Here is a 24,750-nt window from a genome sequence, read left to right as displayed (position 1 = left end):
GATGGGTGCGCAGCACCTCAGTTTTTGACCGGCGGCTTGCGCAGCAGGCTGAACGCCATCGCCGCCAAGAACAGCACGCTGATCAACAGCACTGCCCACAAGCCGATTTTCTTCCAGTTGGTCTCGACCGTCGCAGGCGAGGTTGCCGTGGCCGCAGCCGGGATCGACGTGGCCACCCCGTTCACCGTCGCCGTACCCAGCGTCGCCAGGCGCGATGGCTTGTAGTCGGGCACCAGGGTGGTCAATGGCAAGCTGGCGGCTTTCACCGTCGCGCTGCCCAGCGCCAGGCTGTAGGGCCCTTCGCCGCGCGCCAGAAACACCACCTGGGTCGGGCGTACGGCAAAGCGCAGGGCCGGAGCTTCGGTTCCCAGGCCGCCGCCGCGCTCGTCCACGGTCAGTTTCAATTGCTGCACGGTCTGACCAGACAGTTGCAATTGGTTTTGCAGCACATCCTGGCCATTCTGGGTCAGGCGATAGAGCAAGCCACTGCCCAGCGATTGCCACGGATGGCTGCTTTCTCGACGCCCGGCCAGGGTCACCGGCGCCAGGCTGTTGGCCTGGCTCAGCTCGACCTGCACCTGCTCGATGTTCAGCCCCATGGGCAACTGCCAGGTGTACTCACCGGCCTTCGCGGTGCTGCCGGCCAACGGCTGCGACCAGACCAGTGGCAACGGCAAACTTTCGCGGCTGGCGCTTTGCAGTTGGGCCGAGGTCAGCACCGGCGCGGAGGATGGCGAATCCCACAGCAACCGCAGGTAACGCGCCGGCTGCCCCGGCAAGCTCACTTCATGTTGTTCGACCCGCTCATCGGCAAAGGTCAGGCGCGCCACCTGGCCTTCGCCCCACGACTGCCAATGCTGCAAGTCGTCACTGGCTTCGATGGTGAACCGCTGGAAACCGTCCCGCTCACTGGTCCAGTCGAGGATCAGTTGCTGCAATGGCGCCTTGATCGCGCTGGCATCCAACAGCCAACCACGCAGTTCCTCCTCCCCCGCTTCGAGGCGGCTGGAGGGTTGGACTTCCACCAGGGTGCCGTTGGCGTTCGATTGCACCCGCACACTGGGCGCACGCTCGTTGTCATCGGCGGCGTTGTACAGCGGGAACCATTTCACGTCGGTGAGGGTACGGTTTTCCCGGCTCTGGGCCGACTCGCGCAGCAACGCGTAGGCCTGGGCCTGGCCGGCCGCATTGAAGACCCGCAGGTCGCTCAGGTCGGTCTGCCGCGCTTGCAACTGAACGTCCAGTGGCAACGGCAGGCGATACCACGGCCCTTCGCCGCTCAAGGCCAAGGGCACCTGATGGGCGAAATCCGCCGGTTGCTCCTGGGCCGTAGCCGACAATGCCACCCACAACCCAACCACACCCAGTCCGATGCGACTCAACTTGCGACTCAAGACGACACTCCCTCACTGACAGGCATCGGCGGCTCGGCCGGCGAGGCCGTTTCCGGGCGCTTGGGCGGCAGCGGCGCGAAATAGCCCACCACCAGCAACAACACGCCCACGCCGATAAACGACACGATCCGCGCCAGACCGCCACGGTTACTCAACTCGACAAAGAACAACTTGGCCACGACCACGGCGATCAACGCCGCGCCGATCAGCCACACCTCTCGACGGTGACGCAGGTGCCCACCGATCATCAGGCCCAGGGCGATCAAGGTCCAGACGATGGACAGCCCGGCTTGCACGAACATGGATTCAAGCAGCGCATCGAGCTCGAACGGCACGCCCATCCACTGGTGGGCACTGCGCATCACCAAGGCAGTGAAGAACGCGAACAGCGACACACCAGCGATCAACTGGGCGATGTGTCCGACGCGGTTCCAACGATTCGTCGATTGCGCCACGGCGTTGCGGGCCCACACATAGACACCGAACAAGGCGAACAGCAGGCCCAGCTCCAAGGGATTGAGCAACGGCACGTAAGGCAGTGGCTCTGCGGTTCCATCGCTGAAGGTGTTGGTCAGCCAGAACCAACCGAGCATCAACAGCGCCATGGGCGCCGCCGCATAGACCCGGTATTCGCGCGACTGGGCCGAGATCGGCCATGGCCAGGCACGCGGCGCGGCCATCAACACCAGGTACAGGCTCGGCAGGATCGCCCAACCCAGCCAGCGCCAAGCGTTGTACTGCTCGGACAGCAACAGCAGGCCGTAACGCAACTCCAGCATCAACACCGCCATCAGCAACCAGCAACCGAGCACATGGGCCGTGCTGCGCGCCCGGGCCGGCAGCATCGCCGCCAGGCGCTTGAGAGAGAAAAAGTGCACGGCAAATACCGCCAGCCAGGCCAACCAGCCGAAATCCGCGGCAGGGTGATAGTAGCCGTGCCCCGTCGCCACCAGCACGCAACCCGCCGCCGGAATCAACAAGGTGCACAGCAGCCCCAGCGCCGGCCATTTCAAACGCAGCGCCAAGACGGTCCACACCGCCACACTGATCGCCGCGACCAGCAGCAACAAGCTACCTTGCAGGTTCGCCGGGGCGAAGCGCAGCACTTCGCTGACCCACGCCAGCGCCCACCAACCGGCACCCCAGATCAGCAGCAACTCGGACATACGCTGCAAGCCCAAGGCTTGCAACTCCTGCGCCGCGTGGGCCCGTTGCAGTCGCCACGCCCCCACCAGCGCTGCCAGCCCCAACACCAGCGGCGTCCAGAAGCCGCTGTGGGCCAAGGGCCGCAGATCCTCGGCGCTGAGCGGCCCCAACAGCGTCGGCCCTGCCGTCAGAAACGCCGCACCGCCCAGCAGTTGCAGCAGCAGGCCGAAGACAAAGCTCACGCGTTGTTTCAGGTACAGGCTCAGCCAGATGATCAACAGGCCGCTGGCCGCCCACACGCCACTCGCCGTTTGCCATGGCAGCACGAACAGCACCGCTAGATTGATCAGCACCAGTCCTGCCAGCAACACCACTGAGAGGCCGCGCAGCAACCGGACATCGTTGCGCACCATATCGTCGCGTGCCGCCAGCAACATGCCGCCAATCAACGCCAGGCCGATCAGCGAGGCGCTGAGCAAACCGCTCCAGCCCGCGCTGAACACCGCCGCCGAATCACCTTCGGCGCCTTGCAAGCGCACCAGGAACAACGCGCCACCGAGCAATTGCACCGCAAATGCAGTGAACAGGAAGCTGCGCGATTGCAGGCGCAGGCCGACAAACAGCGTCGCCAATCCGGCCAGGGCCCAAGCGATGGCGGTGCCGTGAGTGAGGAAGAACAGCGGTGCCAGCAGATAGAGGAAACTCAGCCCCAGCACCGCCAGCACTGGCAGGCCCCGGCGCTCCCAGGCTGCACAGTGTTCAGGCGCAGCCTTGAGCAGTTGGTAGAACGTGAACAGCAAGGCGCCGCCGAGCATCAATGCCCCCAGCGGTGAACCATCGAGCAGGCTGCCGTCGCCGTTGCGCAACTCGCTGACAAACGCCAGTGCCGAGCCCAATTGCAGCAACAAGGCAAACGCTCGGGCCAAGGGTCGTTGCTGGCGCAGGCCCAGCCAGAAGATCCCCGCGCCCTCCACGGCCCAGGCCGCCGAGGTCCAACGCGCGTCAAGCCCCAAGGGAATCGCCAGGCTGGCAAAAATCACTCCCAGGGCCAGGCAGGTTTCGGCCAGCAGCAAGGCGCGCCCGCCCATCAGCACGCGGGCCAGGCCCATGTAGATCATGCCCAGGGCCAGAGCGCTGAACGCGGCGGCGAATTCCAGATGCTGCACCAAGGCGAACTGCAAACCGAAACCCACCAGCGGCGGTGCGAACAACATCGTGCCGTCGACGTAATCACCCTTGCGCGCCGACCAGCGCAGCAATGCGTCGCGGCTGCCGTCCTCTGGGGCATCGCTCATTTCCAACAGTTTGCGACGGGTGAACAGCAAGCCGATCGCCAGGTAAATGAGGAAGAACAGAATCAGGAACGGCTCGGTGCTCCAGAGCAGTTCCGGCGTGTAAGAACGCAGGCCCCAGGCGAATCCAATGCCGAAGGTGCCGACGAAGCCGATCAGGTTCAGCAGGCGCCAGGCCTTGAACCAGGCTATCGCGAGGATGCCGGCATTAAGCAGGATGAAATAGCTGAACAGGGCAACGTGGTTACCGCTGCCGGTAGACGTCAGGATCGGTGCGGCAAACCCGCCCAGCGCCGCAGCCGCAGCCAGGCCCAGGGCGTTCTGGGTAATTGCCAGGATCGCCGAGAACACGGTGACTGCCACCAGCAACCCCAAGGCCGCCTTGGAATCGAGCAACGGATGCAGGCGCATGGCGGCGAACACCGTCAGGTACAGCACGGCGATCCCGGTGCCCTGGAGCATCAACGCATAACTACTGTTGCGTTGACGCAACCACCAGCCCAGGCCCAGCAGGCCCAACGCGCTGGCCGCGACGCCGGCGTAACGCAGTTCGATCGGCACCACCATGCCTTCGGTGGCGTAGCGCAACAGGAACGCCAGGCCGAGGAACAGCAGCACCACGCCGACCCGCAGCACCGTGTTGCCGCCGAACAGCCAGTTGCGCGCGCCGATAATGGCGCGGTCGAACAAGTTAGGACCACGCGGCGCCGTCGGTTGCGCAACCATCGGTTCCAGAGGCAGAGGGGCAAAGTCGCGCTGGGCACGCCGACTGGAGGTCTCTGGCGCGGGCTTCCAAACGTCATCGGGCAACGGCTGGCTGGCCTGGGTGGCCATCGAGGGAACGGGCTCGAGGTCTGGCGGCAATTCCCAGATGAGCTCTGGCTCGGTGCGCGTCTCGGGTTTCGCGGTCTGGGGTACGACAACCTCGGGTGCTGGGGCCGGATCACTCGATTCGGCCACCTTGCCGCGTTCGAGAACCGCCAGACGGGCTTGCAGCGTGAGCAAGCTCTGCTGGGCCTCTTGCAACAAGACCTGTTGCTTGGTCGCCTGGAGACCCAGGCGGCCCAGTCGAAACGATTGGGCAATGCCAAGCCCCACCAGCGCGCCTATCAGCGCATCGGCGAACGACTCGTCCACCACCCAGCCGAGTGCCAGGCCCAACAGCGTCAAGATCCATTGCATGGTCGATATCCCTAAGCGGCCCGTTGCGGGCGTAACCGGGGTGATGCGGTGCCTGGATCAGTCTAGTGGAAAGCCCCAAACCCTGTGGGAGCGAGCCTGCTCGCGATAGCGGTCTTCACATCCAACATTGATGTTGGTTGACAGACCGCTATCGCGAGCAGGCTCGCTCCCACATTGGACACTTTTGACTGAGCGACAACACCGCAGCCCGGCGAAACTGGCGCTTAGTATATCGACGAAGCCCAACCGCCGTTGGGCTTCGCTCACATTTCTTACAGCAAATGCTATTCCAGGGCTTTCCAGATGTCGGTGGCGTACTCACGGATGGTCCGATCCGAGGAGAACCAGCCCATGCGCGCAGTGTTGAGCACCGCCGAACGCCACCATTGCTTGGAATCATGCCAACGTTCTTCGACCTTGGCCTGGGCGTCCCAGTAGGCGTCGAAATCGGCGCAGACCAGGAAACGGTCGTAATTGATCAATGAGTCCACCAGCCCGGCGTAGCGCATCGGATCATCCGGCGAGAACACCCCGCCGCGAATCGCCTGCAACACATCATTGAGCCGATGGGAGGCGGCGATGTCCGGCTCGGCGCTGAATTCACCATTGCGCTTGCGGGCTTCCACCTGCTCAGCCGTCAAGCCGAAGATGAACATGTGCTCACCCCCGACGCGCTCATGCATTTCCACGTTGGCGCCGTCCATGGTGCCGATAGTCAACGCACCGTTGAGACCGAACTTCATGTTGCTGGTGCCCGACGCTTCGAAACCGGCGGTGGAGATCTGCTCCGACAAATCCGCCGCAGGAATGATGCTCTCGGCCAGGCTGACGTTGTAGTTGGGCAGGAACACCACTTTGAGCAAGCCACGCACGGTTGGGTCATTGTTGACCACTCGGGCGATGTCGTTGGTCAGCTTGATGATCAGCTTGGCCTGGTGGTAACTGGCGGCGGCCTTGCCGGCGAAGATTTTCACTCGCGGCACCCAGTCCACTTCCGGTTCGGCGCGGATCGCCTGGTACAGCGCCACGGTGTGCATCAGGTTGAGCAACTGGCGTTTGTACTCGTGGATCCGCTTGACCTGCACGTCGAACATCGCCGCCGGGTTCACGGCAATCCCCAACCGCTCGTGGATCAGGTAAGCCAGGGCTTTCTTGCTATGCAGACGCTGCTCGGCGAACTGTTTACGAAACGCCGGTTTATCGGCAAACGGCTCCAGTTCGATCAGACGCTGCTCGGGGTTGTCCAGCACGCTCGGGCCGAGGGCATCGACCATCATCGAGGTCAGTTCGGCGTTGGCCTGGAACAACCAGCGGCGGAAGGTGATGCCGTTGGTCTTGTTGTTGATCCGATCCGGATAGAGCTTGTGCAGCTCGGAGAACACCGTGCTGCGCATCAGTTGGGTATGCAGGCCGGACACGCCGTTGACGCTGTGGGAACCGAGGAACGCCAGGTTGCCCATGCGCACCCGGCGACCGTTGTCTTCTTCGATCAGCGACACCGAGCGCAGCACATCGAAATCGTGCACGCCCTTGGCCCGCAGCGAATCGATGTGCTGGGCATTGATCAGGTAAATGATTTGCATGTGCCGGGGCAGCATGCGCTCCATCAGCCCTACCGGCCAGGTTTCCAGGGCTTCGGGCAGCAGCGTGTGGTTGGTGTAGGACAGCGTGTCCTGGGTGATCTGCCAGGCAGCGTCCCAGGCCACGTCGTAGACGTCCACCAGTTGCCGCATCAGTTCGGCCACGGCGATCGACGGGTGGGTGTCGTTGAGCTGGATCGCCGCGTGATCGCCCAGGGTCAGCACCGAGGTGTGCATGTTGCGATGGCGGCGCAGCAAGTCCTGCAGCGAGGCGGCAACGAAGAAGTACTCCTGGCGCAGGCGCAGTTCCTGGCCGGCCTCGGTGCTGTCAGCCGGGTACAGCACACGGGAAATACTTTCCGCCCGGGCCACCTCCGCTACCGCGCCCAGGTGGTCGCCGGCGTTGAAGCGCTCCAGGTGCAGGTCTTCCACCGCCCGGGCGCGCCACAGGCGCAAGGTATTGACGCTGGCACCGCGCCAGCCCACCACTGGCGTGTCATAGGCAATGGCCCGCACGGTTTCCGCCGGGGACCAGACTTGCCGGGTCTTGCCGGCATCGTCGGTGACGGTCTCGACACTGCCGCCAAAGCCGATCGGGTAGACCACCTCTGGCCGCTCGAACTCCCACGGGTTACCGAAATCCAGCCAATGCTCGGTCTGCTCCTGCTGCCAGCCATCGACGATCGCCTGGCGGAACAAGCCGTGCTCATAGCGAATGCCGTAGCCGTGGCCGGCGATGCCCAGGGTCGACATGCTTTCCATGAAACACGCCGCCAGACGGCCGAGGCCGCCGTTGCCCAGCGCCGCATCCGGTTCGAGCAGGCGAATGCGCTCCAGGTCCACGCCCAGCTCAGTCAGGGCCTCACGCGCAGTGTCCAGCAGGCCGAGGTTGCTCAGGCTGTCGTAGAGCAAGCGACCGATGAGGAATTCCAGGGAGAGGTAATAGACACGCTTCTGGCCCTTGCGATAGATCTGCCGCGTGTGGTCCATCCAGTGTTCGACCATATGGTCGCGGGCGGCAAGGGCAATGGCTTCGAACCAGTCGTGATCAAACGCATGATCCGGGTCCTTGCCGACGGCATAAGTGAGCTTGGTCAAAACGGCGTCGCGAAATGCAGCGACTTCAGCTTCGCGAACAAGTGGTTCTTGAGTCATTGATGAGACCTCGAACGAGCATGGAATTGTCTGAGCCTAGTCGGTCTGACAGACGGCACAGGCTCTGGTTCGGTGGTTTTTCCCTGTGACGGAGAATCGTCGCCAGGGAATTGCCGGATGAGCGAATGAATGCAGGGGCCGTGCCGGTCCGGGAGCGGTTTGGCCGGGATGAAAAAAAACTGGCGGATGGTCGTTCAAAATTTCACCAGTCCCGGTATGATCGCGCGCCCTGATGCATGCTGGTAAACCGTGATGATGAAGCCCAACCTGATCGCCGCCGCGGAGATCGACCGACTCGATACCTGGGCCAAGTACTCCGCCCCGATGTGCGGTTCCTGCGTGTCGAGCTGCTGCACGCTGCCGGTGGAGGTCAAGATCAAGGACCTGATCCGCATCGGCATCGTCGATGAGTTCGAACTGGGCGACCCGCCGAAAAACATCGCCAAGCGCCTGCAAAAGGAAGGGATCGTCGAGCGCTACAACCAGAAGTCGGAAATCTTCACGCTCCAGCGCATGAGCAACAACGATTGCCTTTATCTGGACCGCAAGAGCCGCTTGTGCACCATTTATGAAAAGCGCCCGGACACTTGCCGCAACCATCCGCGGGTCGGGCCACGGCCGGGCTATTGTGCCTACAAGCCCAAGGAAGTGGAGCGCGAGCGTAATCCGCGGACGCTGGACAAGTTCTGATCCATAGAAGGTTCAGCGGTGCCTGGACCACTGTCATCGCGAGCAGGCTCGCTCCCACACTGGATTTGTATCGGACACAAAAAAGCGGTGGTCGCTGCAGATCAACTGTGGGAGCGAGCCTGCTCGCGATGAGGCCCTTACAGACGCCACATAACTTCCAGCATAAAAACCAGGCAAAAAAAAGCCCCCGATCTCGCGACCGGGGGCGTTTTTCATTCAGCCTGGGCTAAATCAGTTCTTGGCTTTCTTGGCAGCGCGGGTACGCTCGCTTTCATCCAGGATCTTCTTACGCAGGCGGATCGACTTCGGCGTCACTTCACACAATTCATCGTCCTGGATGAATTCCAGGGCCTGCTCCAGGGTGAAGCGAACAGGTGGAACCAGGGCGATGGTTTCGTCTTTGCCCGAAGCACGCATGTTGTCGAGCTTCTTGCCCTTGGTAGGGTTAACGCCCAGGTCGTTGTCACGGCTGTTCAGACCAACGATCTGGCCGCCGTAGATTTCCTGGCCGTGCTCGACGAACAGCTTGCCACGCGCCTGGAGGGTTTCCAGGGAGTAGGTCAGCGCCTTGCCGGTTTCAACCGAAACCAGAACGCCGTTCTGACGGCCAGACATGTCGCCAGACTTCATCACGTCGTAACGGTCGAAGATCGAGGTCAGGATGCCAGCACCGTTGGTCAGGGTCAGGAATTGGTTACGGAAACCGATCAGACCGCGAGCAGGGATGTTGTATTCCAGACGTACACGGCCTTTGCCATCCGGCACCATGTTGGTCAGGTCGCCCTTACGCAGGCCCATCTCTTCCATCACCTTGCCCTGGGATTCTTCCGGCAGGTCGATGGTGACGTTTTCGAACGGTTCGTGCTTCACGCCGTCAACCAGACGGATGATCACTTCCGGACGGCCTACAGCCATTTCGAAGCCTTCGCGACGCATGGTTTCGATCAGAACCGAGAGGTGCAGTTCGCCACGGCCGGAGACCTTGAACTTATCGGCCGAGTCGCCTTCTTCAACGCGCAGTGCAACGTTGTAGAGCAGTTCTTTGTCCAGGCGTTCCTTGATGTTACGGGACGTCACGAACTTGCCTTCTTTACCGCAGAATGGCGAGTCGTTGACCTGGAAGGTCATGGAAACGGTCGGCTCGTCGACGGTCAACGGCTTCATCGCTTCAACGGTGTCCGGGTGGCACAGGGTGTCGGAGATGAACAGCGAGTCCATGCCGCTGATGCAGACGATGTCGCCGGCAGCAGCTTCTTCAACGTCTACACGGTGCAGACCGTGGTGACCCATCAGCTTCAGGATACGACCATTGCGGCGCTTGCCGTCGGCACCGATAGCCACGACCGGGGTGTTCGGCTTGACGCGACCACGAGCGATACGGCCAACACCGATAACACCCAGGAAGCTGTTGTAGTCCAGTGCCGAGATTTGCATCTGGAACGGACCGTCACGGTCGACTTTCGGTGCGGGTACGTTGTCGACGATCGACTGGTACAGCGGGGTCATGTCTTCAGCCATTTCGGTATGGTCCAGACCGGCAATACCGTTCAGGGCCGAGGCGTAGACGACTTTGAAGTCCAGCTGTTCTTCGGTGGCACCCAGGTTGTCGAACAGGTCGAAGATCTGGTCCAGGACCCAGTCCGGACGCGCGCCTGGGCGGTCAACCTTGTTGATGCACACGATCGGACGCAGGCCGGCTTCGAAAGCCTTCTTGGTCACGAAACGGGTTTGCGGCATAGGGCCGTCCTGGGCGTCGACCAGCAGCAGCACGGAGTCGACCATCGACATCACGCGCTCTACTTCACCACCGAAGTCGGCGTGGCCCGGGGTGTCCACGATGTTGATGTGGTAGCCATTCCAGTTGATGGCGGTGTTTTTCGCCAGGATGGTAATACCGCGCTCTTTTTCCTGGTCGTTGGAGTCCATCACGCGCTCGTCGTTGAGCTCGTTGCGCTCCAGGGTGCCGGATTGACGCAAGAGTTTGTCTACCAGGGTGGTCTTACCATGGTCAACGTGAGCAATGATGGCGATGTTGCGTAGATTTTCGATCACTTGTGTATCTCGATCAGAGGATTCGGTGTGCTGACAGGTCGTGGCAGCGATTTACGTTGAGTCCGACAAAGCCGTTACAGCCTGTCGGCGGCGTCGGGGGGCCGGTGACGCAGGCCACAGGCAAACAGCCCCGGGCACTTAGCTCGGTCGATAAACGCGCACATTGGCATGCCCCTCACTGAGCAAATGGTGGGCATGCAGGCGACTCATCACGCCTTTGTCGCAATACAACAGGTACTGGCGAGTAGGGTCCAGTTCCTTGAAACGCGCGTTCACTGCATAGAACGGCATCGTTTTTACCTCGATGCCGGCGACACTCAGCGGGTCGTCTTCAGCGTCATCCGGATGACGGATGTCGATGATGATCTGACCGGCCAGCGCTTCGCCGACTTCTTCAATCTGTATGTCCTGGCCCAATTCGTCGATGACGCGATCGATCGGTACCAGCCTGGCGTTTTCGAGCGCCCGCTCGAGTATCGCCATGTCGAATTCTTTCTCTTCGTGCTCGACCCGCCCGCGCTTGGCCGCCGTCTTCGGGTTGACCGAGATGACGCCGCAGTACTCCGGCATGTGTCGGGCAAACTCGGCGGTGCCAATGGCATTGGCCTGGTCGATGATGTCCTGCTTGTGGCTGGCAATCAGCGGCCGCAGGACCAGCTTCTCGGTCACGCAGTCGATCACCGACAGGTTCGGCAACGTCTGGCTCGACACCTGGGAGATCGCCTCGCCGGTCACCAGCGCGTCGATTTGCAGGCGGTCGGCAATTCGTGAAGCGGCGCGCAACATCATACGCTTCAAAATGACGCCCATATGACTGTTATCGACTTTGCCGAGAATCTCGCCCAGGACTTCCTCGAACGGCACACTCACAAATAACACGCGCTGGGAGCTGCCGTACTTCTTCCAGATGAAGTGCGCCACTTCCATCACGCCCAGTTCATGGGCGCGCCCGCCGAGGTTGAAGAAGCAGAAATGGCTCATCAGGCCGCGACGCATGATCTGGTAGGCGGCCACCGTGGAATCGAAACCGCCGGACATCAGCACCAGGGTCTGCTCCAGCGAGCCCAGCGGATAACCGCCGATGCTGTTGTGCTGGCTGTGGATCACGAACAGCCGCTGGTCGCGAATTTCAATGCGCACTTCGATCTGTGGGTCTTTCAACGAAATACCGGCCGCACCGCACTGTCGGCGCAACTGGCTGCCGACGTACTTTTCCACATCCATCGAACTGAATGGGTGCTTGCCGGCACGCTTGCAACGCACCGAAAAGATCTTGCCGGCCAGGGCATCACCATAATGAAGCATGCACTTGGCAAGGATGTCGTCGAAATCCCCCAGCGGGTACTCATCGACTTGCAGGAAATGCGCGATGCCCGGCATGCAGCTCAGGCGCTCGGTCATTTCCTTCAGGACCTTGGGTTCGCTGACACGGGTTTCCAGCTCGAGGTTGTCCCACACGCCGTTCACCACCACGGCCGGGTCCAGGTCTCGGAGCACGGCGCGGATGTTCTTGGCCAACTGGCGGATGAAACGCATCCGTACCGGGCGGCTCTTGATGGTGATCTCGGGGAAGACTTTTACGATTAGTTTCATGAAAACAGCGCGCGAACGGCCAGCCGAAAAAGGGGGGCGCGGATTATAGCGGAAATTGCTCAAGGTTTAACCAGTTAATGTGCAGATCGTTTTGCATGCACCAAAACAGGTCATTATCGATTGACGACGCCACATTGCAGTGCGTTATTGTCTGACAATCCGCGATTAAGGCCCTCAAAAGCGTGGATTTGGTGCAAAAAACCCATGCTGGGGCACTGGCATGCAATTTGCTCCCTTGTGAGGCAGGTTGCCTTGGCAGAGTATTCGCGCCGGCATCACCCATATCTAAGGGCACTCCACTACCCGCCCGAAGCCACCCGGAGGACATATGTCGAAGTCGGTTCAACTCATCAAAGATCATGACGTCAAGTGGATTGATCTGCGCTTCACTGACACCAAAGGTACTCAACATCACGTGACCATGCCGGCCCGTGATGCGCTGGACGACGAATTCTTTGAAATCGGGAAAATGTTCGACGGCTCCTCCATCTCCGGCTGGAAAGGTATCGAAGCCTCCGACATGATCCTGATGCCGGACGACGAAACCGCCGTCCTGGACCCGTTCACCGAAGAGCCGACCCTGATCCTGGTCTGCGACATCATCGAACCTTCGACCATGCAAGGCTATGACCGCGACCCACGCGCCATCGCCCACCGCGCCGAGGAATACCTGAAGTCCACCGGTATCGGCGACACCGCTTTCTTCGGTCCTGAGCCTGAGTTCTTCATCTTCGACTCGGTCAAGTTCAAGTCCGACATCTCCGGCTCCATGTTCAAGATCTTCTCCGAACAAGGTTCGTGGATGTCCGACCAGGACGTGGAAGGCGGTAACAAAGGCCACCGTCCAGGTATCAAGGGCGGCTACTTCCCGGTTCCACCGTTCGACCACGACCACGAGATCCGTACCTCCATGTGCAACGCACTGGAAGAGATGGGCCAGACCGTCGAAGTTCACCACCACGAAGTGGCGACTGCCGGCCAGAACGAAATCGGCGTGAAGTTCAACACGCTGGTCAAGAAGGCTGACGAAGTCCAGACCCTGAAGTACTGCGTGCACAACGTTGCCGATGCCTATGGCCGCACCGCGACCTTCATGCCGAAGCCTCTGTACGGCGACAACGGTTCGGGCATGCACGTTCACATGTCGATCTCCAAGGACGGCAAGAACACCTTCGCAGGCGAAGGCTATGCCGGCCTGTCGGACACCGCCCTGTACTTCATCGGCGGTATCATCAAGCACGGTAAGGCCCTGAACGGCTTCACCAACCCGTCGACCAACTCCTACAAGCGTCTGGTACCAGGCTTCGAAGCCCCGGTCATGCTGGCCTACTCGGCTCGCAACCGTTCCGCCTCGATCCGTATTCCTTACGTGAACAGCCCGAAAGCCCGCCGTATCGAAGCTCGCTTCCCGGATCCGGCTGCCAACCCATACCTGGCCTTCGCTGCACTGATGATGGCCGGCCTGGACGGTATCCAGAACAAGATCCACCCTGGCGATGCCGCTGACAAAAACCTGTATGACCTGCCGCCTGAAGAGGCCAAGGAAATCCCACAGGTTTGCGGTAGCCTGAAAGAAGCCCTGGAAGAGCTGGACAAGGGCCGTGCGTTCCTGACCAAGGGCGGCGTATTCAGCGATGACTTCATCGACGCTTACATCGCACTGAAAAGCGAAGAAGAAATCAAGGTTCGCACCTTCGTACACCCACTGGAATATGAGCTGTACTACAGCTGCTGATCCAGTAAGCGCCGCCACGCACGGCGTGAATAAAGAGAGGCCTCCTTCGGGAGGCCTTTTTTATGGGCGCAGGTTGCGTGCATGATGCCTCCCCGCCCCCTCCATAGAAGACGAGACTGCCCATGACTTTGCGCTTCAAGCTCTGCCTTGCCCTGTCTGCCGCGCTGTTGGCCGGCACCGCCGAAGCCGCCTCCACTCCCGCTCCTGACGCCCTTACCCCGCTGCTTAACGCCATTGGCGAACGCCTGGCCCTCGCCGATGATGTGGCGTTGAGCAAATGGGACAGCCATAAACCGGTAGAAGACCGTCAGCGCGAGCGGGAAGTGATTGCCGCTGCCGTCGCCCAGGCGCCGGCCTACAAGCTGAGTGGCGAAACCGTGGAAGCGTTTTTCGCAGCCCAGATAGAAGCCAACAAAATGGTGCAGTACATCGATTTGTCCGACTGGGCCCTGGAAGGCAAGGCCCCGGACCTTCCGCGCCCGGACCTGGTGGGACAGATCCGCCCGCAACTCGACCGACTGCAAAAGCGGCTGCTGCAACAACTGGCCGACTTCGCCCCCTACCGCACCGACCCGCAGTGCCCGCAATGGCTGGCCCGAGCTACCCACCACAACAAGCAGCACCCGATACACCGGCTGGCCCTGATCCGGGCAACCGGAGAACTGTGCCTCTCCCCAAAATCCTGAGCCCCCCCTTCCCCTGTGGGAGCGAGCCTGCTCGCGATGAGGCCTGCACATCCAACTCAGCGCCTGACACGCCGCCATCGCGAGCAGGCTCGCTCCCACAGGGATCCAGCGTCGGCCATAAAGGCTGTGAACACCACAGACCCAATGTGGGAGCGGGCTTGCTCGCGAAGGGGCCGCCACATCCAACATCTCAGCGACTGACACACCGCTTTCGCGAGCAAGCCCGCTCCCACAAGGGGTGCGATACAACAACTTGGGCCATCCGCGTCGCCTGGCCTATGCTGCACCCATCACTTTTCGTTTTCGGTCGATTTTCATGGGTCGTGGTTTTTCAATCATCCTGTTGTTGCTGGCTCTGCCAGCCGCCGCGCAGATCTACAAGTACACCGATGCCGAGGGCAACACCGCCTACAGCAACCAGCCGCCCCAAGGCGTACCGGCTCAGACGGTGGAATTACCGCCGCTCAACAGCATCGAACGCCAATCCCCGGCCAGCCCGGGCGCACCACCAGCCTCCGCGAACAGCGACGAGCCACGCAATGCCTACGAGATACTGGAACTGACGGACATTCCCACCGACGAGGCCCTGCGCGCCAACAACGGCACCTTCACTGTTGGCGTACAGGCTCAACCGCGACTGCGCAGCCCGCATCTGTTCCGGCTGCTACTGGACGGGCACCCCTACGGCCAGCCGACCAACGTGCCACGCCTGCAATTGGTGAATATCGACCGGGGCGAGCACAGCCTGGCGGTCCAGGTGATTGATGGGGAAACCCTCGTGCAACAAAGCGAAACCGTCACCTTCACCGTGCAGCGGGTGCACCGGCCATGATCCGCCGGTTGCTGGCGCTGGGCCTGTTGCTGATCGCTCAGTCAGGCGCGGCCCAGGTCTACACCTACATCGATGCCCAGGGCAATCGCGTGTTCACCGATCAACCGCGCCCCGGCAATGCGAAGAAAGTCCAACTGCCACCCAGCAATCGGATGCCGGCGCCGCCTTCAGGAACGTCCGCGGCGCCTACGGCCGAAGCGCGGCCCGAACCGCTGTTCCATTACGAAATGCTCCGCCTGCTGATACCCGAGCCGGACGCGACGATACGTAGCACCGCAGGCGAACTGATCGTCAGCGTCACCAGCGAACCCGGCCTGCAAAAAGGCCACCGCTACCGCCTGCTGCTCGACGGCCAGCCCACGGGCGCACCAGGGCCGAGCCCGGTGTTTGCCTTGAGTAACATCGACCGAGGCACCCATCATCTGGCGGTAGAGATCCTCGATGAGCAAGACCGTATCGTCGAACGCACCGCCAATCAGCCCTTCCATATGCAACGCATGTCCCTGGCGCAGAAGCGTCGCATCAAACCCTGCGCCACGACCGATTACGGTCAACGTCCCGAGTGCCCCCTGGCCGAAAAGCCCGAAGAAGAAAAAAGCAGCATCCTGCCGTTCTTTTAACGCTGCTCAGGTTGGCGCACTATCTTGGTGCAATACATTGCACGCTACCCAGATTCCAAACCCATTTTGGTTCGAAAGTACCCGAAAAAGCTGGCAGAACGCCACGCAACCGGGCGAAAAACACCCTTTTGAGGCTCTAAACGCTTCTTTTCGGAGCCTTGGTTTGGTTTTTGCATTTTCCTTGTAACAGCGCATTAATCGCGCGCGCAATTTGGGACCGGCCCCGAGTTGCTACGCTCCAAAAGAGGTCCTGATGACCATTAGCGACGCACTACACCGCTTGCTGCTCGACAACCTCACCACCGCAACCATTCTGCTCGACGCCGAATTGCGCCTCGAGTACATGAACCCGGCGGCGGAGATGCTCCTGGCCGTCAGCGGCCAGCGCAGCCACGGGCAGTTCATCAGCGAGTTATTCACCGAATCCGCCGAGGCGCTCAACTCCCTGCGCCAGGCAGTGGAACAGGCCCATCCGTTCACCAAGCGCGAGGCGATGCTCACCGCACTGACCGGCCAGACCCTTACAGTGGATTATGCGGTCACGCCGATCCTGAACAACGGCGCCACCTTGCTGCTGCTGGAAGTCCACCCCCGTGATCGCCTGCTGCGCATCACCAAGGAAGAGGCCCAGCTATCCAAGCAGGAAACCAGCAAGATGCTGGTGCGTGGCCTGGCCCATGAGATCAAGAACCCCCTCGGCGGGATTCGTGGCGCGGCGCAGTTGCTCGCCCGTGAACTGCCGGAAGAAAGCCTCAAGGACTACACCAACGTCATCATCGAGGAAGCCGACCGCCTGCGAAACCTGGTGGACCGCATGCTCGGCTCGAACAAGCTGCCATCGTTGGCGATGTGCAACGTCCATGAAGTACTGGAGCGGGTCAGCAGCCTGGTAGAAGCGGAAAGCCAGGGTTGCATCACCTTGGTGCGCGACTATGACCCGAGCATTCCCGATGTCCTGATCGACCGCGAGCAGATGATCCAGGCCGTACTGAATATCGTGCGCAACGCGATGCAAGCCATCAGCAGCCAGAACGAACTGCGCCTGGGCCGTATCAGCCTGCGCACCAGGGCCATGCGCCAGTTCACCATCGGCCACGTGCGCCATCGCCTGGTGACCAAGATCGAGATCATCGACAACGGCCCGGGCATCCCTGCCGAGCTGCAGGAAACCATTTTCTTCCCCATGGTCAGCGGCCGCCCGGACGGTACCGGGCTGGGCCTGGCCATCACCCAGAACATCATCAGTCAGCATCAGGGCTTGATCGAGTGTGAAAGCCACCCCGGCCACACCACCTTCTCGATCTTCCTGCCACTGGAACAAGGAGCCACATCGACATGAGCCGTAGTGAAACCGTGTGGATCGTCGATGACGACCGTTCTATCCGTTGGGTCCTGGAAAAAGCCTTGCAACAGGAAGGCATGACCACCCAGAGCTTCGACAGCGCCGATGGGGTGATGAGTCGCCTGGCGCGTCAGCAACCGGACGTCATCATCTCCGACATCCGCATGCCTGGCGCCAGCGGCCTGGATCTGTTGGCGCGGATTCGCGAGCAGCATCCGCGGCTACCGGTGATCATCATGACCGCCCATTCCGACCTGGACAGCGCCGTGGCGTCCTACCAGGGCGGGGCCTTCGAGTACTTGCCCAAGCCATTCGACGTCGATGAAGCGGTGTCGCTGGTCAAGCGCGCCAATCAACACGCCCAGGAACAACAAGGCATGGAAGAGGTGCCGGCCCTGGCCCGCACCCCGGAAATCATCGGCGAAGCGCCGGCGATGCAGGAAGTGTTTCGCGCGATCGGGCGCTTGAGCCATTCCAACATCACCGTGCTGATCAACGGCGAATCCGGCACCGGTAAAGAACTGGTGGCTCACGCCCTGCACCGCCACAGCCCACGGGCGGCGTCGCCGTTCATCGCGTTGAACATGGCGGCGATTCCCAAGGACCTGATGGAGTCCGAGCTGTTCGGCCACGAAAAAGGTGCGTTCACTGGCGCGGCCAACCTGCGGCGCGGGCGCTTCGAGCAAGCCGACGGCGGCACATTGTTCCTCGATGAGATCGGCGACATGCCGGCCGACACCCAGACGCGCTTGCTGCGTGTACTGGCGGACGGCGAGTTCTATCGGGTGGGCGGGCATACGCCGGTCAAGGTCGATGTGCGCATCATCGCCGCGACCCACCAGAACCTGGAAACCCTGGTTCACGCCGGCAAGTTCCGCGAAGACTTGTTCCACCGCCTGAACGTGATCCGCATTCATATCCCGCGCCTGGCGGATCGTCGCGAAGACATCCCGACCCTGGCCCGGCACTTCCTCAGCCGCGCGGCCCAGGAGCTGGCGGTGGAGCCCAAGCTGCTCAAGGGCGAAACCGAGGAATACCTCAAGAACCTGCCGTGGCCCGGTAACGTGCGCCAGCTAGAGAATACCTGCCGCTGGATCACGGTGATGGCTTCGGGTCGCGAAGTGCACATCAGCGACCTGCCGCCGGAGCTGTTGAGCCTGCCACAGGACTCGGCCCCAGTGACCAACTGGGAACAAGCCTTGCGCCAGTGGGCCGACCAGGCCCTGTCCCGCGGCCAGTCGAGCCTGCTGGACAGCGCCGTGCCGAGTTTCGAGCGGATCATGATCGAAACCGCCCTCAAGCACACCGCCGGTCGCCGTCGCGATGCCGCCGTGCTGCTGGGCTGGGGCCGCAATACCTTGACCCGCAAGATCAAGGAATTGGGGATGAAGGTCGATGGTGGGGATGATGATGACGGGGATGAGGGCTGATCGGCCTGTAACCCTTCGCTGAATTTGAAGGCCCAATCGCGAGCAGGCTCGCTCCCACAATGGATTTTCGGTGTTCGCGATATTTGTGAGCACCACCAAACCCTGTGGGAGCGAGCCTGCTCGCGATGCTTTTTAAGGGTGCCATGCACCGCACCAATGCACCATGAACCGCAATTGCGCATGCCTTATGAGCAGGAGCCACTCGATCCGCCTCGGAAAAACCAGCTCAAATAAAAGCCAAAGCCCCGTAATACGGGGCTTTGAGCACCATCAGCAGTTTTTTTGTGACAAGCCATTAAAAACTGGCACGCCCCCTGCAATAACTCAATCACTACCCAGTTTCGGGGACCTTGGTACAGGCAGGCCGGGGATTCCCCACTTTTATACCGGGCTCATCGAGCCCACTGTTTTGGGGGCCTTGATACAGGCAGGTCAAGGTTTCCCTTCTTTACACCCAGGGCTATGCGCCGAGCGCCAGCCCTCCCGTTTTGGGGACCTTGGTACAGGCAGGCCGGGGATTCCCTCTTTTATTGCTCCTGGAGACGGACCTCCAACCGCCAGCGGTCATCCACCTCGCTGCCGGTCCACTCTCCCCGCAATGGACGCGCCGCCACCAGTGTCAGCAACAATCCCTTGTCACTCAATCGCACTCGCCAGTTCACGTCCTTGCCATTGAGCTTCAACTGACCGCTCTGCGGTCGACCTTCTGCTTCGAACAACAGCGCTACTGAGCCGTCGATGACTTCCCCGTGTAGCTTGGGTTCGTTGTTGAACCAGACCACCACCCCACCATCAGCCATCTCGACCTGCTGCAATACGCTCGGTTCGGGCGTGGTCAGGCGTCCGATCATCAGTCCGACCATCATGCCGAAAATCGCCAACGAGCCCATCACCCGAGGCATTAGCTTCGAACGTTCATCGGTTTGCGGCGTAGAATGCCGCTCATCTTTGTCTGCGGAGCCGTGCATGTTTCACGTCATCCTTTTTCAACCGGAAATTCCGCCGAATACCGGCAACGTCATCAGGCTGTGCGCCAACAGCGGCTGCCACCTGCATTTGATCGAACCGCTGGGCTTCGAGATGGACGACAAGCGCCTGCGCCGAGCCGGCCTCGACTACCACGAGTATGCCACTTTGCAGCGTCACGCCGACCTTGCCAGTTGTCTGGAAAGCCTCGGGCATCCACGCCTGTTCGCCTTTACCACCAAGGGTTCGCGGCCATTCCATGACGCCAGCTTCGTCGCCGGTGATGCGTTCCTGTTCGGCCCGGAAAGCCGTGGCTTGCCAGCCGAGGTGCTGGACGCCCTGCCCGCCGACCAACGCTTGCGCCTGCCGATGCGCGAAGGCTGCCGCAGCCTGAACCTGTCCAACACCGTGGCGGTGGCGGTTTATGAGGCTTGGCGACAGAACGGTTTCGCCTGAGCCCTTGCTGTCAGCCAGAAACACCTGTGGGAGCGAGCCTGTGGGAGCTGAGCTTGCTCGCGATGAGGTCGACACGGTTCAACTGCAAAACCGCGTCATCGTTCATCGCGAGCAAGCTCAGCTCCCACAGGGCTCGCTCCCACAGGTTTTATGCTCGGCTGACGGACGCTAGCCCGCCCTGCCGCTTACTGAACGGTCGCGCCGCCTTCTTGCTGCATGCGTTGCAGCTCTTGGGCGTACAGGGCGTCGAAGTTCACCGGAGCCAGCATCAGGGCCGGGAACGAACCACGGGTCACCAGGCTGTCCAGGGTTTCGCGAGCGTACGGGAACAGGATGTTCGGACAGAACGCGCCCAGGGTGTGGCTCATCGAAGCGGCATCCAGGTTCTTGATCAGGAAGATCCCGGCCTGCTGCACTTCGGCGATGAACGCCACTTCGTCGCCGTTCTTCACGGTCACCGACAGGGTCAGCACCACTTCGTGGAAGTCTTCTTCCAGGGCTTTCTGGCGGGTGTTCAGGTCCAGGCCTACGCTCGGTTCCCACTGCTGGCGAAAAATCGCCGGGCTTTTCGGGGCTTCGAAGGACAGGTCACGGACATAAATGCGCTGCAAGGAGAATTGCGGTGCGGCTTCTTCTTCGCTGGCAGCTGTGTTCTGTTGGTCAGTCATCGCAGATCCTTCTTACTTTCAGGTTCTATTAATGGAAAATCAGGCCTTGAGCATCGCATCGAGCTTGCCGGCGCGCTCCAGGGCATACAGGTCATCACAACCGCCCACGTGGGTGCTGCCGATCCAGATCTGCGGCACGGAGGTGCGCCCGGCTTTCTGGGTCATTTCGGCGCGCAGTTGCGGCTTGCCGTCGACCTTGATCTCTTCGAAAGCCACGCCTTTGTTCTGGAGCAGGAACTTGGCTCGGGAGCAATAGGGGCAGTAATCGCTGGAATAGACAACGACGTGGGTCATCTCACTTCACCAGCGGCAGATTGTCGGCTTTCCAGCTCGCCACACCACCGGACAGCTTGGCGGCGGTGAAACCGGACTTCATCAGCTCGCGAGCATGGGTACCGGCGTGCTGGCCTTGGGCATCCACCAGGATCAGCGTCTTGGCCTTGTGTTTTTCCAGTTCGCCGATACGGGCGATCAGTTTGTCCTGGGGAATGTTCACCGCCCCGACAATGTGGCCTGCGGCGTAATCCTTGCTCGGACGGATGTCCACCACCACGCCGGCATCCTTGTTGACCAGCGCGGTCAGCTCGCCGGTGCTCAGGCTGCGACCGCCGCCCTGCATCGTGTGGGCAACCAGCAGCGCCAGCAGCACGACGAAGATACCGACGAGAATGTAGTGGTTAGTGGCAAATTGAATCAGGTGAGCAACCATCGAAGGAGGTTCCAGGGCGTTAAAATGTCGGCCAGTATACACAGCACGCAAGGCCGGCCAAACCCCGCCCGGCGGTGACGCCGTCGGAACTTACCTTTAAACTGCCCGTCCCTTTTCCATCGTCTTCTTTTAACCAGCCACGAGTGGATTCCATGACTACCACGCCTAAACCTTTGGTCCTGATGATTCTCGACGGCTTCGGTCACAGTGACAGCCACGAATCCAACGCCGTGTATTCGGCCAGGAAGCCTGTGCTGGACCGCCTGTGGGCTACCGTGCCCAACGGCCTGATCTCCGGCAGCGGCATGGACGTCGGCCTGCCCGACGGGCAGATGGGCAACTCCGAAGTCGGCCACATGAACCTCGGCGCAGGCCGCGTGGTGTACCAGGACTTCACCCGCGTGACCAAATCGATCCGCGACGGCGAGTTCTTCGAAAACCCGACCATCTGCGCCGCCGTGGACAAAGCCGTGGCCGCCGGCAAGGCCGTGCACTTCATGGGCCTGCTGTCCGACGGTGGCGTGCACAGCCACCAGGACCACCTGATCGCCATGGCCGAACTGGCCTTCAAGCGCGGTGCCGAGAAAATCTACCTGCACGCCTTTCTCGATGGCCGTGACACCCCGCCGAAAAGCGCCGCCTCGTCCATCGAGCTGCTGGATACGACGTTCCAGGCCCTCGGCAAGGGGCGCATCGCCAGCCTCATCGGCCGCTACTACGCCATGGACCGTGACAACCGTTGGGACCGCGTGGCCCAGGCCTATAACCTGATCGTCGACGGCAGTGCCGAATTCAACGCCGCCACCGCCCAGGAAGGCCTGCAAGCGGCCTACGAGCGCGGCGAAAGCGACGAATTCGTCAAAGCCACCACCATCGGCGAGCCGGTGAAGGTTGAAGACGGCGACGCCGTGGTGTTCATGAACTTCCGTGCCGACCGCGCCCGCGAGCTGACCCGCGTGTTTGTCGAAGACGACTTCAAGGAGTTCGAGCGCGCTCGACAGCCGAAACTGGCCGGTTTCGTCATGCTGACTCAATACGCTGCCAGCATCCCCGCGCCGTCGGCCTTCGCCGCTGGCAGCCTGGAAAACGTGCTGGGCGACTACCTGGCGAAGAACGGCAAGACCCAGCTGCGCATCGCCGAGACCGAAAAGTACGCCCACGTGACGTTCTTTTTCTCCGGCGGCCGTGAAGAACCCTTCCCGGGCGAAGAACGCATCCTGATCCCTTCGCCGAAAGTCGCGACCTACGACCTGCAGCCGGAGATGAGCGCGCCGGAAGTGACCGACCGCATCGTCGACGCCATTGAAAACCAGCGTTACGACGTGATCGTGGTCAACTACGCCAACGGCGACATGGTCGGCCACAGCGGCGTATTCGACGCTGCGGTCAAGGCTGTGGAATGCCTGGACACCTGCGTTGGCCGTATCGTCGAGGCCCTGGAAAAGGTCGGCGGCGAAGCGTTGATCACGGCTGACCACGGCAACGTCGAGCAGATGTCCGACGAATCCACCGGCCAGGCCCACACCGCCCACACCACCGAGCCGGTGCCGTTCATCTATGTCGGCAAGCGCGACTTCAAGGTTCGCGATGGCGGCGTACTGGCTGACGTGGCACCGACCATGCTGATGTTGTTGGGCATGGAGAAGCCGGCGGAGATGACCGGGACGTCGATCCTGGTCTGATTCAACACAAATCCCCCTGTGGGAGCGGGCTTGCTCGCGAATGCGGTCTGCCAGTCGACATTTATGTGTCTGGTCTACCGCATTCGCGAGCAAGCCCGCTCCCACATTGGTTTTTGGTGTTTTTTGGGCCAGTTATCACACAGTCCCAAATGGGCGTTTTTTTTGCAGCGTGGGGCGGGCATACTAGGCCGTCCCTTTCCCTGGTGTCGCCCGCCTCTATGCTTCGCGTCCTGATAGCCCTCGTTCTGACCTGCCTGCTCCAACCGGCCTTTGCCGACGAGCGCGCGCAAACCCAACAGCAGTTGGAAGCCACGCGCCAGGACATTGCCGAGCTGAAAAAGCTGTTGGGCAAGTTGCAGGAAGAGAAATCCAGCGTGCAGAAAGACCTGCGCGGCACCGAGACCGAGATGGGCAAGCTGGAGAAGCAGGTCGACGCCCTGCAAAAAGAGCTGAAGAAAAGCGAATCCGAGCTGCAGCGGCTCGATGGAGAGAAAAAAAAACTCCAGAGCGCGCGCACTGAACAGCAAAAGCTGATCGCCATCCAGGCCCGGGCGGCCTACCAGAACGGTCGCCAGGAATATCTCAAGCTGCTGCTCAACCAGCAGAACCCCGAGAAATTCGCTCGCACCCTCACTTATTACGATTACCTGAGCCAGGCCCGCCTGGAACAGCTCAAGAGCTTCAACGAAACCCTGCGCCAGCTGGCCAATGTCGAAAAAGACATCGAGCTGCAGCAGGCCCAATTGCTGGTGCAAAAGAGCAGCCTCGACACCCAGCGCGAAGAACTCGAGAAAGTTCGCAAGGAGCGCCAGGTGGCCCTGGCCAAGCTCAATGACGACGTGAAGGCTCGCGACAGCAAGCTCAAAGCCCGCGAGCAGGACCAGGCCGAACTGGCCAACGTATTGAAAACCATCGAGGAAACCCTGGCCCGCCAGGCCCGAGAGGCGGAAGAGGCGCGCCAGAAAGCGCTGATCGCCCAGCAGGAAGCCGAAAAAAAGCGTTTGCGTGAGGCCCAGGCCGAAGCGGACTCCGGCGACGCTCCGCGCAAACCGGTCAAATCCAGTCCTGGCGCGCTGGTTTCCAGTGATGGCGAAACCTTCGGCGGCGCTTTTGCTTCAGCCCGAGGCAAACTTCCATGGCCGGTCAATGGTCGATTGCTTGCACGCTTCGGTGAAACCCGTGGCGACGATACTCGCACCAAGTGGGATGGCGTGATGATCAGCGCTTCGGCGGGCAGCCAGGTGCATGCTGTTCATGGCGGGCGCGTGGTATTCGCCGACTGGCTGCGCGGTGCCGGCCTGCTGGTGATCCTGGATCACGGCAACGGTTATTTGAGCCTGTACGGCCACAACCAGACGCTACTCAAGTCGGCGGGGGATGTGGTCAAGGCCGGTGAGTCCATCTCCACGGTCGGTAACAGTGGCGGGCAGGATACGCCAGCACTGTATTTCGCTATTCGTCAGCAGGGTCGCCCCAGTGACCCGGCCCAATGGTGTCGTGCGCAAGGATAAGCGCGCCCATCCTATTAAGGAGTTCGTTC

19 protein-coding genes are annotated in these 24,750 nt (G+C 61.3%); 10 read left to right on the top strand and 9 right to left on the bottom strand.

The genetic code is table 11. From position 1 onward, the window contains the following. Positions 1–17: 17 nt before the first annotated feature. The 3 genes from PBDP_RS02065 to PBDP_RS02055 all read right to left on the bottom strand — a co-directional run bounded on the left by PBDP_RS02065 (position 18) and on the right by PBDP_RS02055 (position 7,749). Positions 18–1,394: a DUF3999 domain-containing protein gene (locus tag PBDP_RS02065; RefSeq protein ID WP_212801753.1), complete on the bottom strand. Its 1,377-nt coding sequence runs from the start codon at positions 1,392–1,394 to the stop codon at positions 18–20. After that, on the bottom strand, positions 1,391–5,014 hold the full coding sequence (locus PBDP_RS02060; RefSeq protein WP_212801752.1) for a DUF2339 domain-containing protein: 3,624 nt from the start codon (positions 5,012–5,014) through the stop codon (positions 1,391–1,393). Before PBDP_RS02060 ends, PBDP_RS02065 begins: the two co-directional genes overlap by 4 nt. 284 nt (positions 5,015–5,298) lie before the next feature. Next, entirely contained in the window at positions 5,299–7,749 is a 2,451-nt protein-coding gene (locus PBDP_RS02055) for a glycogen/starch/alpha-glucan phosphorylase (RefSeq protein ID WP_109751995.1), read from the bottom strand. A gap of 252 nt (positions 7,750–8,001) precedes the next feature. Here PBDP_RS02055 and PBDP_RS02050 point away from each other — a divergent pair, with 252 nt between their 5' ends. After that, positions 8,002–8,439 carry a YkgJ family cysteine cluster protein gene (locus tag PBDP_RS02050; RefSeq protein WP_003196865.1) on the top strand — a complete coding sequence of 146 codons (438 nt, stop codon included), beginning with the start codon at positions 8,002–8,004 and terminating at the stop codon, positions 8,437–8,439. A 231-nt stretch (positions 8,440–8,670) separates the two neighbouring features. On the opposite strand, the gene typA is transcribed toward PBDP_RS02050, so the two are convergent. Both typA and thiI read right to left on the bottom strand, forming a co-directional pair. Then, the gene (gene typA, locus PBDP_RS02045; protein WP_053117555.1) at positions 8,671–10,491 is read right to left on the bottom strand and encodes a translational GTPase TypA; all 1,821 of its coding nucleotides are present in this window, start codon (positions 10,489–10,491) and stop codon (positions 8,671–8,673) included. 138 nt (positions 10,492–10,629) lie between these two features. Continuing rightward, on the bottom strand, positions 10,630–12,084 hold the full coding sequence (gene thiI, locus PBDP_RS02040) for a tRNA uracil 4-sulfurtransferase ThiI (protein WP_163855697.1): 1,455 nt from the start codon (positions 12,082–12,084) through the stop codon (positions 10,630–10,632). A gap of 328 nt (positions 12,085–12,412) precedes the next feature. Here thiI and glnA point away from each other — a divergent pair, with 328 nt between their 5' ends. From glnA to ntrC, 6 genes are all read left to right on the top strand, one after another. Then, a complete protein-coding gene (glnA, locus tag PBDP_RS02035; protein ID WP_003196860.1) occupies positions 12,413–13,819 on the top strand; it encodes a type I glutamate--ammonia ligase in 1,407 nt (468 codons plus the stop codon). A gap of 122 nt (positions 13,820–13,941) precedes the next feature. Next, a complete protein-coding gene (locus PBDP_RS02030) occupies positions 13,942–14,505 on the top strand; it encodes a chorismate mutase (protein ID WP_109751992.1) in 564 nt (187 codons plus the stop codon). A gap of 316 nt (positions 14,506–14,821) precedes the next feature. Next, a complete protein-coding gene (locus tag PBDP_RS02025; protein ID WP_109752355.1) occupies positions 14,822–15,337 on the top strand; it encodes a DUF4124 domain-containing protein in 516 nt (171 codons plus the stop codon). After that, the gene (locus PBDP_RS02020) at positions 15,334–15,957 is read left to right on the top strand and encodes a DUF4124 domain-containing protein (RefSeq protein ID WP_116833964.1); all 624 of its coding nucleotides are present in this window, start codon (positions 15,334–15,336) and stop codon (positions 15,955–15,957) included. Before PBDP_RS02025 ends, PBDP_RS02020 begins: the two co-directional genes overlap by 4 nt. 253 nt (positions 15,958–16,210) lie before the next feature. Further along, the gene (gene glnL, locus PBDP_RS02015) at positions 16,211–17,296 is read left to right on the top strand and encodes a nitrogen regulation protein NR(II) (protein ID WP_053117539.1); all 1,086 of its coding nucleotides are present in this window, start codon (positions 16,211–16,213) and stop codon (positions 17,294–17,296) included. Continuing rightward, positions 17,293–18,729 carry a nitrogen regulation protein NR(I) gene (gene ntrC / locus PBDP_RS02010; RefSeq protein ID WP_109751990.1) on the top strand — a complete coding sequence of 479 codons (1,437 nt, stop codon included), beginning with the start codon at positions 17,293–17,295 and terminating at the stop codon, positions 18,727–18,729. The genes glnL and ntrC overlap by 4 nt, the downstream gene beginning before the upstream one ends. A gap of 527 nt (positions 18,730–19,256) precedes the next feature. On the opposite strand, the gene PBDP_RS02005 is transcribed toward ntrC, so the two are convergent. Further along, on the bottom strand, positions 19,257–19,697 hold the full coding sequence (locus PBDP_RS02005) for a hypothetical protein (RefSeq protein WP_163855699.1): 441 nt from the start codon (positions 19,695–19,697) through the stop codon (positions 19,257–19,259). Between PBDP_RS02005 and trmL the strand changes: the two genes are divergently transcribed. Then, the gene (gene trmL / locus PBDP_RS02000; protein WP_058546236.1) at positions 19,696–20,151 is read left to right on the top strand and encodes a tRNA (uridine(34)/cytosine(34)/5-carboxymethylaminomethyluridine(34)-2'-O)-methyltransferase TrmL; all 456 of its coding nucleotides are present in this window, start codon (positions 19,696–19,698) and stop codon (positions 20,149–20,151) included. The genes PBDP_RS02005 and trmL overlap by 2 nt on opposite strands. Before the next feature lie 185 nt (positions 20,152–20,336). Here the strand turns inward: trmL and secB are convergent, their stop codons facing one another. The 3 genes from secB to PBDP_RS01985 are packed head-to-tail and all read right to left on the bottom strand — an operon-like array spanning position 20,337 to position 21,528. Next, positions 20,337–20,819: a protein-export chaperone SecB gene (gene secB, locus PBDP_RS01995; protein ID WP_109751988.1), complete on the bottom strand. Its 483-nt coding sequence runs from the start codon at positions 20,817–20,819 to the stop codon at positions 20,337–20,339. A 39-nt stretch (positions 20,820–20,858) separates the two neighbouring features. Beyond that, positions 20,859–21,113: a glutaredoxin 3 gene (gene grxC, locus PBDP_RS01990; RefSeq protein WP_109751987.1), complete on the bottom strand. Its 255-nt coding sequence runs from the start codon at positions 21,111–21,113 to the stop codon at positions 20,859–20,861. Position 21,114: 1 nt separating this feature from the next. Further along, positions 21,115–21,528, bottom strand: a complete 414-nt coding sequence (locus PBDP_RS01985; protein WP_109751986.1) for a rhodanese-like domain-containing protein — start codon at positions 21,526–21,528, stop codon at positions 21,115–21,117. A 152-nt stretch (positions 21,529–21,680) separates the two neighbouring features. Between PBDP_RS01985 and gpmI the strand changes: the two genes are divergently transcribed. Next, positions 21,681–23,210, top strand: coding sequence for a 2,3-bisphosphoglycerate-independent phosphoglycerate mutase (gpmI, locus tag PBDP_RS01980; RefSeq protein WP_212801751.1), 1,530 nt, complete (start codon positions 21,681–21,683; stop codon positions 23,208–23,210). Between the two features lie 218 nt (positions 23,211–23,428). Continuing rightward, positions 23,429–24,721: a murein hydrolase activator EnvC family protein gene (locus PBDP_RS01975; protein ID WP_109751984.1), complete on the top strand. Its 1,293-nt coding sequence runs from the start codon at positions 23,429–23,431 to the stop codon at positions 24,719–24,721. Positions 24,722–24,750: the final 29 nt, after the last annotated feature.

Origin of the sequence: Pseudomonas sp. St290, from assembly GCF_018325805.1 — a bacterium.
In the GTDB taxonomy this organism is placed as follows: domain Bacteria; phylum Pseudomonadota; class Gammaproteobacteria; order Pseudomonadales; family Pseudomonadaceae; genus Aquipseudomonas; species Aquipseudomonas bijieensis.
The sequence above is the reverse complement of the archived record's forward strand: the minus strand, read 5'-3'. Positions and strand labels throughout refer to the sequence as shown.

Excerpts from the sequence above, each read along its gene's own strand:
- PBDP_RS02020 (WP_116833964.1), top strand. The coding sequence starts at position 15,334 with ATGATCCGCCGGTTGCTGGCGCTGGGCCTGTTGCTGATCGCTCAGTCA.
- thiI (WP_163855697.1), bottom strand. The coding sequence starts at position 12,084 with ATGAAACTAATCGTAAAAGTCTTCCCCGAGATCACCATCAAGAGCCGC.
- glnL (WP_053117539.1), top strand. The coding sequence starts at position 16,211 with ATGACCATTAGCGACGCACTACACCGCTTGCTGCTCGACAACCTCACC.
- secB (WP_109751988.1), bottom strand. The coding sequence starts at position 20,819 with ATGACTGACCAACAGAACACAGCTGCCAGCGAAGAAGAAGCCGCACCG.
- PBDP_RS02025 (WP_109752355.1), top strand. The coding sequence starts at position 14,822 with ATGGGTCGTGGTTTTTCAATCATCCTGTTGTTGCTGGCTCTGCCAGCC.
- gpmI (WP_212801751.1), top strand. The coding sequence starts at position 21,681 with ATGACTACCACGCCTAAACCTTTGGTCCTGATGATTCTCGACGGCTTC.
- PBDP_RS02050 (WP_003196865.1), top strand. The coding sequence starts at position 8,002 with ATGATGAAGCCCAACCTGATCGCCGCCGCGGAGATCGACCGACTCGAT.
- PBDP_RS02005 (WP_163855699.1), bottom strand. The coding sequence starts at position 19,697 with ATGCACGGCTCCGCAGACAAAGATGAGCGGCATTCTACGCCGCAAACC.
- PBDP_RS01985 (WP_109751986.1), bottom strand. The coding sequence starts at position 21,528 with ATGGTTGCTCACCTGATTCAATTTGCCACTAACCACTACATTCTCGTC.
- PBDP_RS02030 (WP_109751992.1), top strand. The coding sequence starts at position 13,942 with ATGACTTTGCGCTTCAAGCTCTGCCTTGCCCTGTCTGCCGCGCTGTTG.
- trmL (WP_058546236.1), top strand. The coding sequence starts at position 19,696 with ATGTTTCACGTCATCCTTTTTCAACCGGAAATTCCGCCGAATACCGGC.
- ntrC (WP_109751990.1), top strand. The coding sequence starts at position 17,293 with ATGAGCCGTAGTGAAACCGTGTGGATCGTCGATGACGACCGTTCTATC.
- grxC (WP_109751987.1), bottom strand. The coding sequence starts at position 21,113 with ATGACCCACGTCGTTGTCTATTCCAGCGATTACTGCCCCTATTGCTCC.
- PBDP_RS02060 (WP_212801752.1), bottom strand. The coding sequence starts at position 5,014 with ATGCAATGGATCTTGACGCTGTTGGGCCTGGCACTCGGCTGGGTGGTG.
- PBDP_RS01975 (WP_109751984.1), top strand. The coding sequence starts at position 23,429 with ATGCTTCGCGTCCTGATAGCCCTCGTTCTGACCTGCCTGCTCCAACCG.
- glnA (WP_003196860.1), top strand. The coding sequence starts at position 12,413 with ATGTCGAAGTCGGTTCAACTCATCAAAGATCATGACGTCAAGTGGATT.
- PBDP_RS02055 (WP_109751995.1), bottom strand. The coding sequence starts at position 7,749 with ATGACTCAAGAACCACTTGTTCGCGAAGCTGAAGTCGCTGCATTTCGC.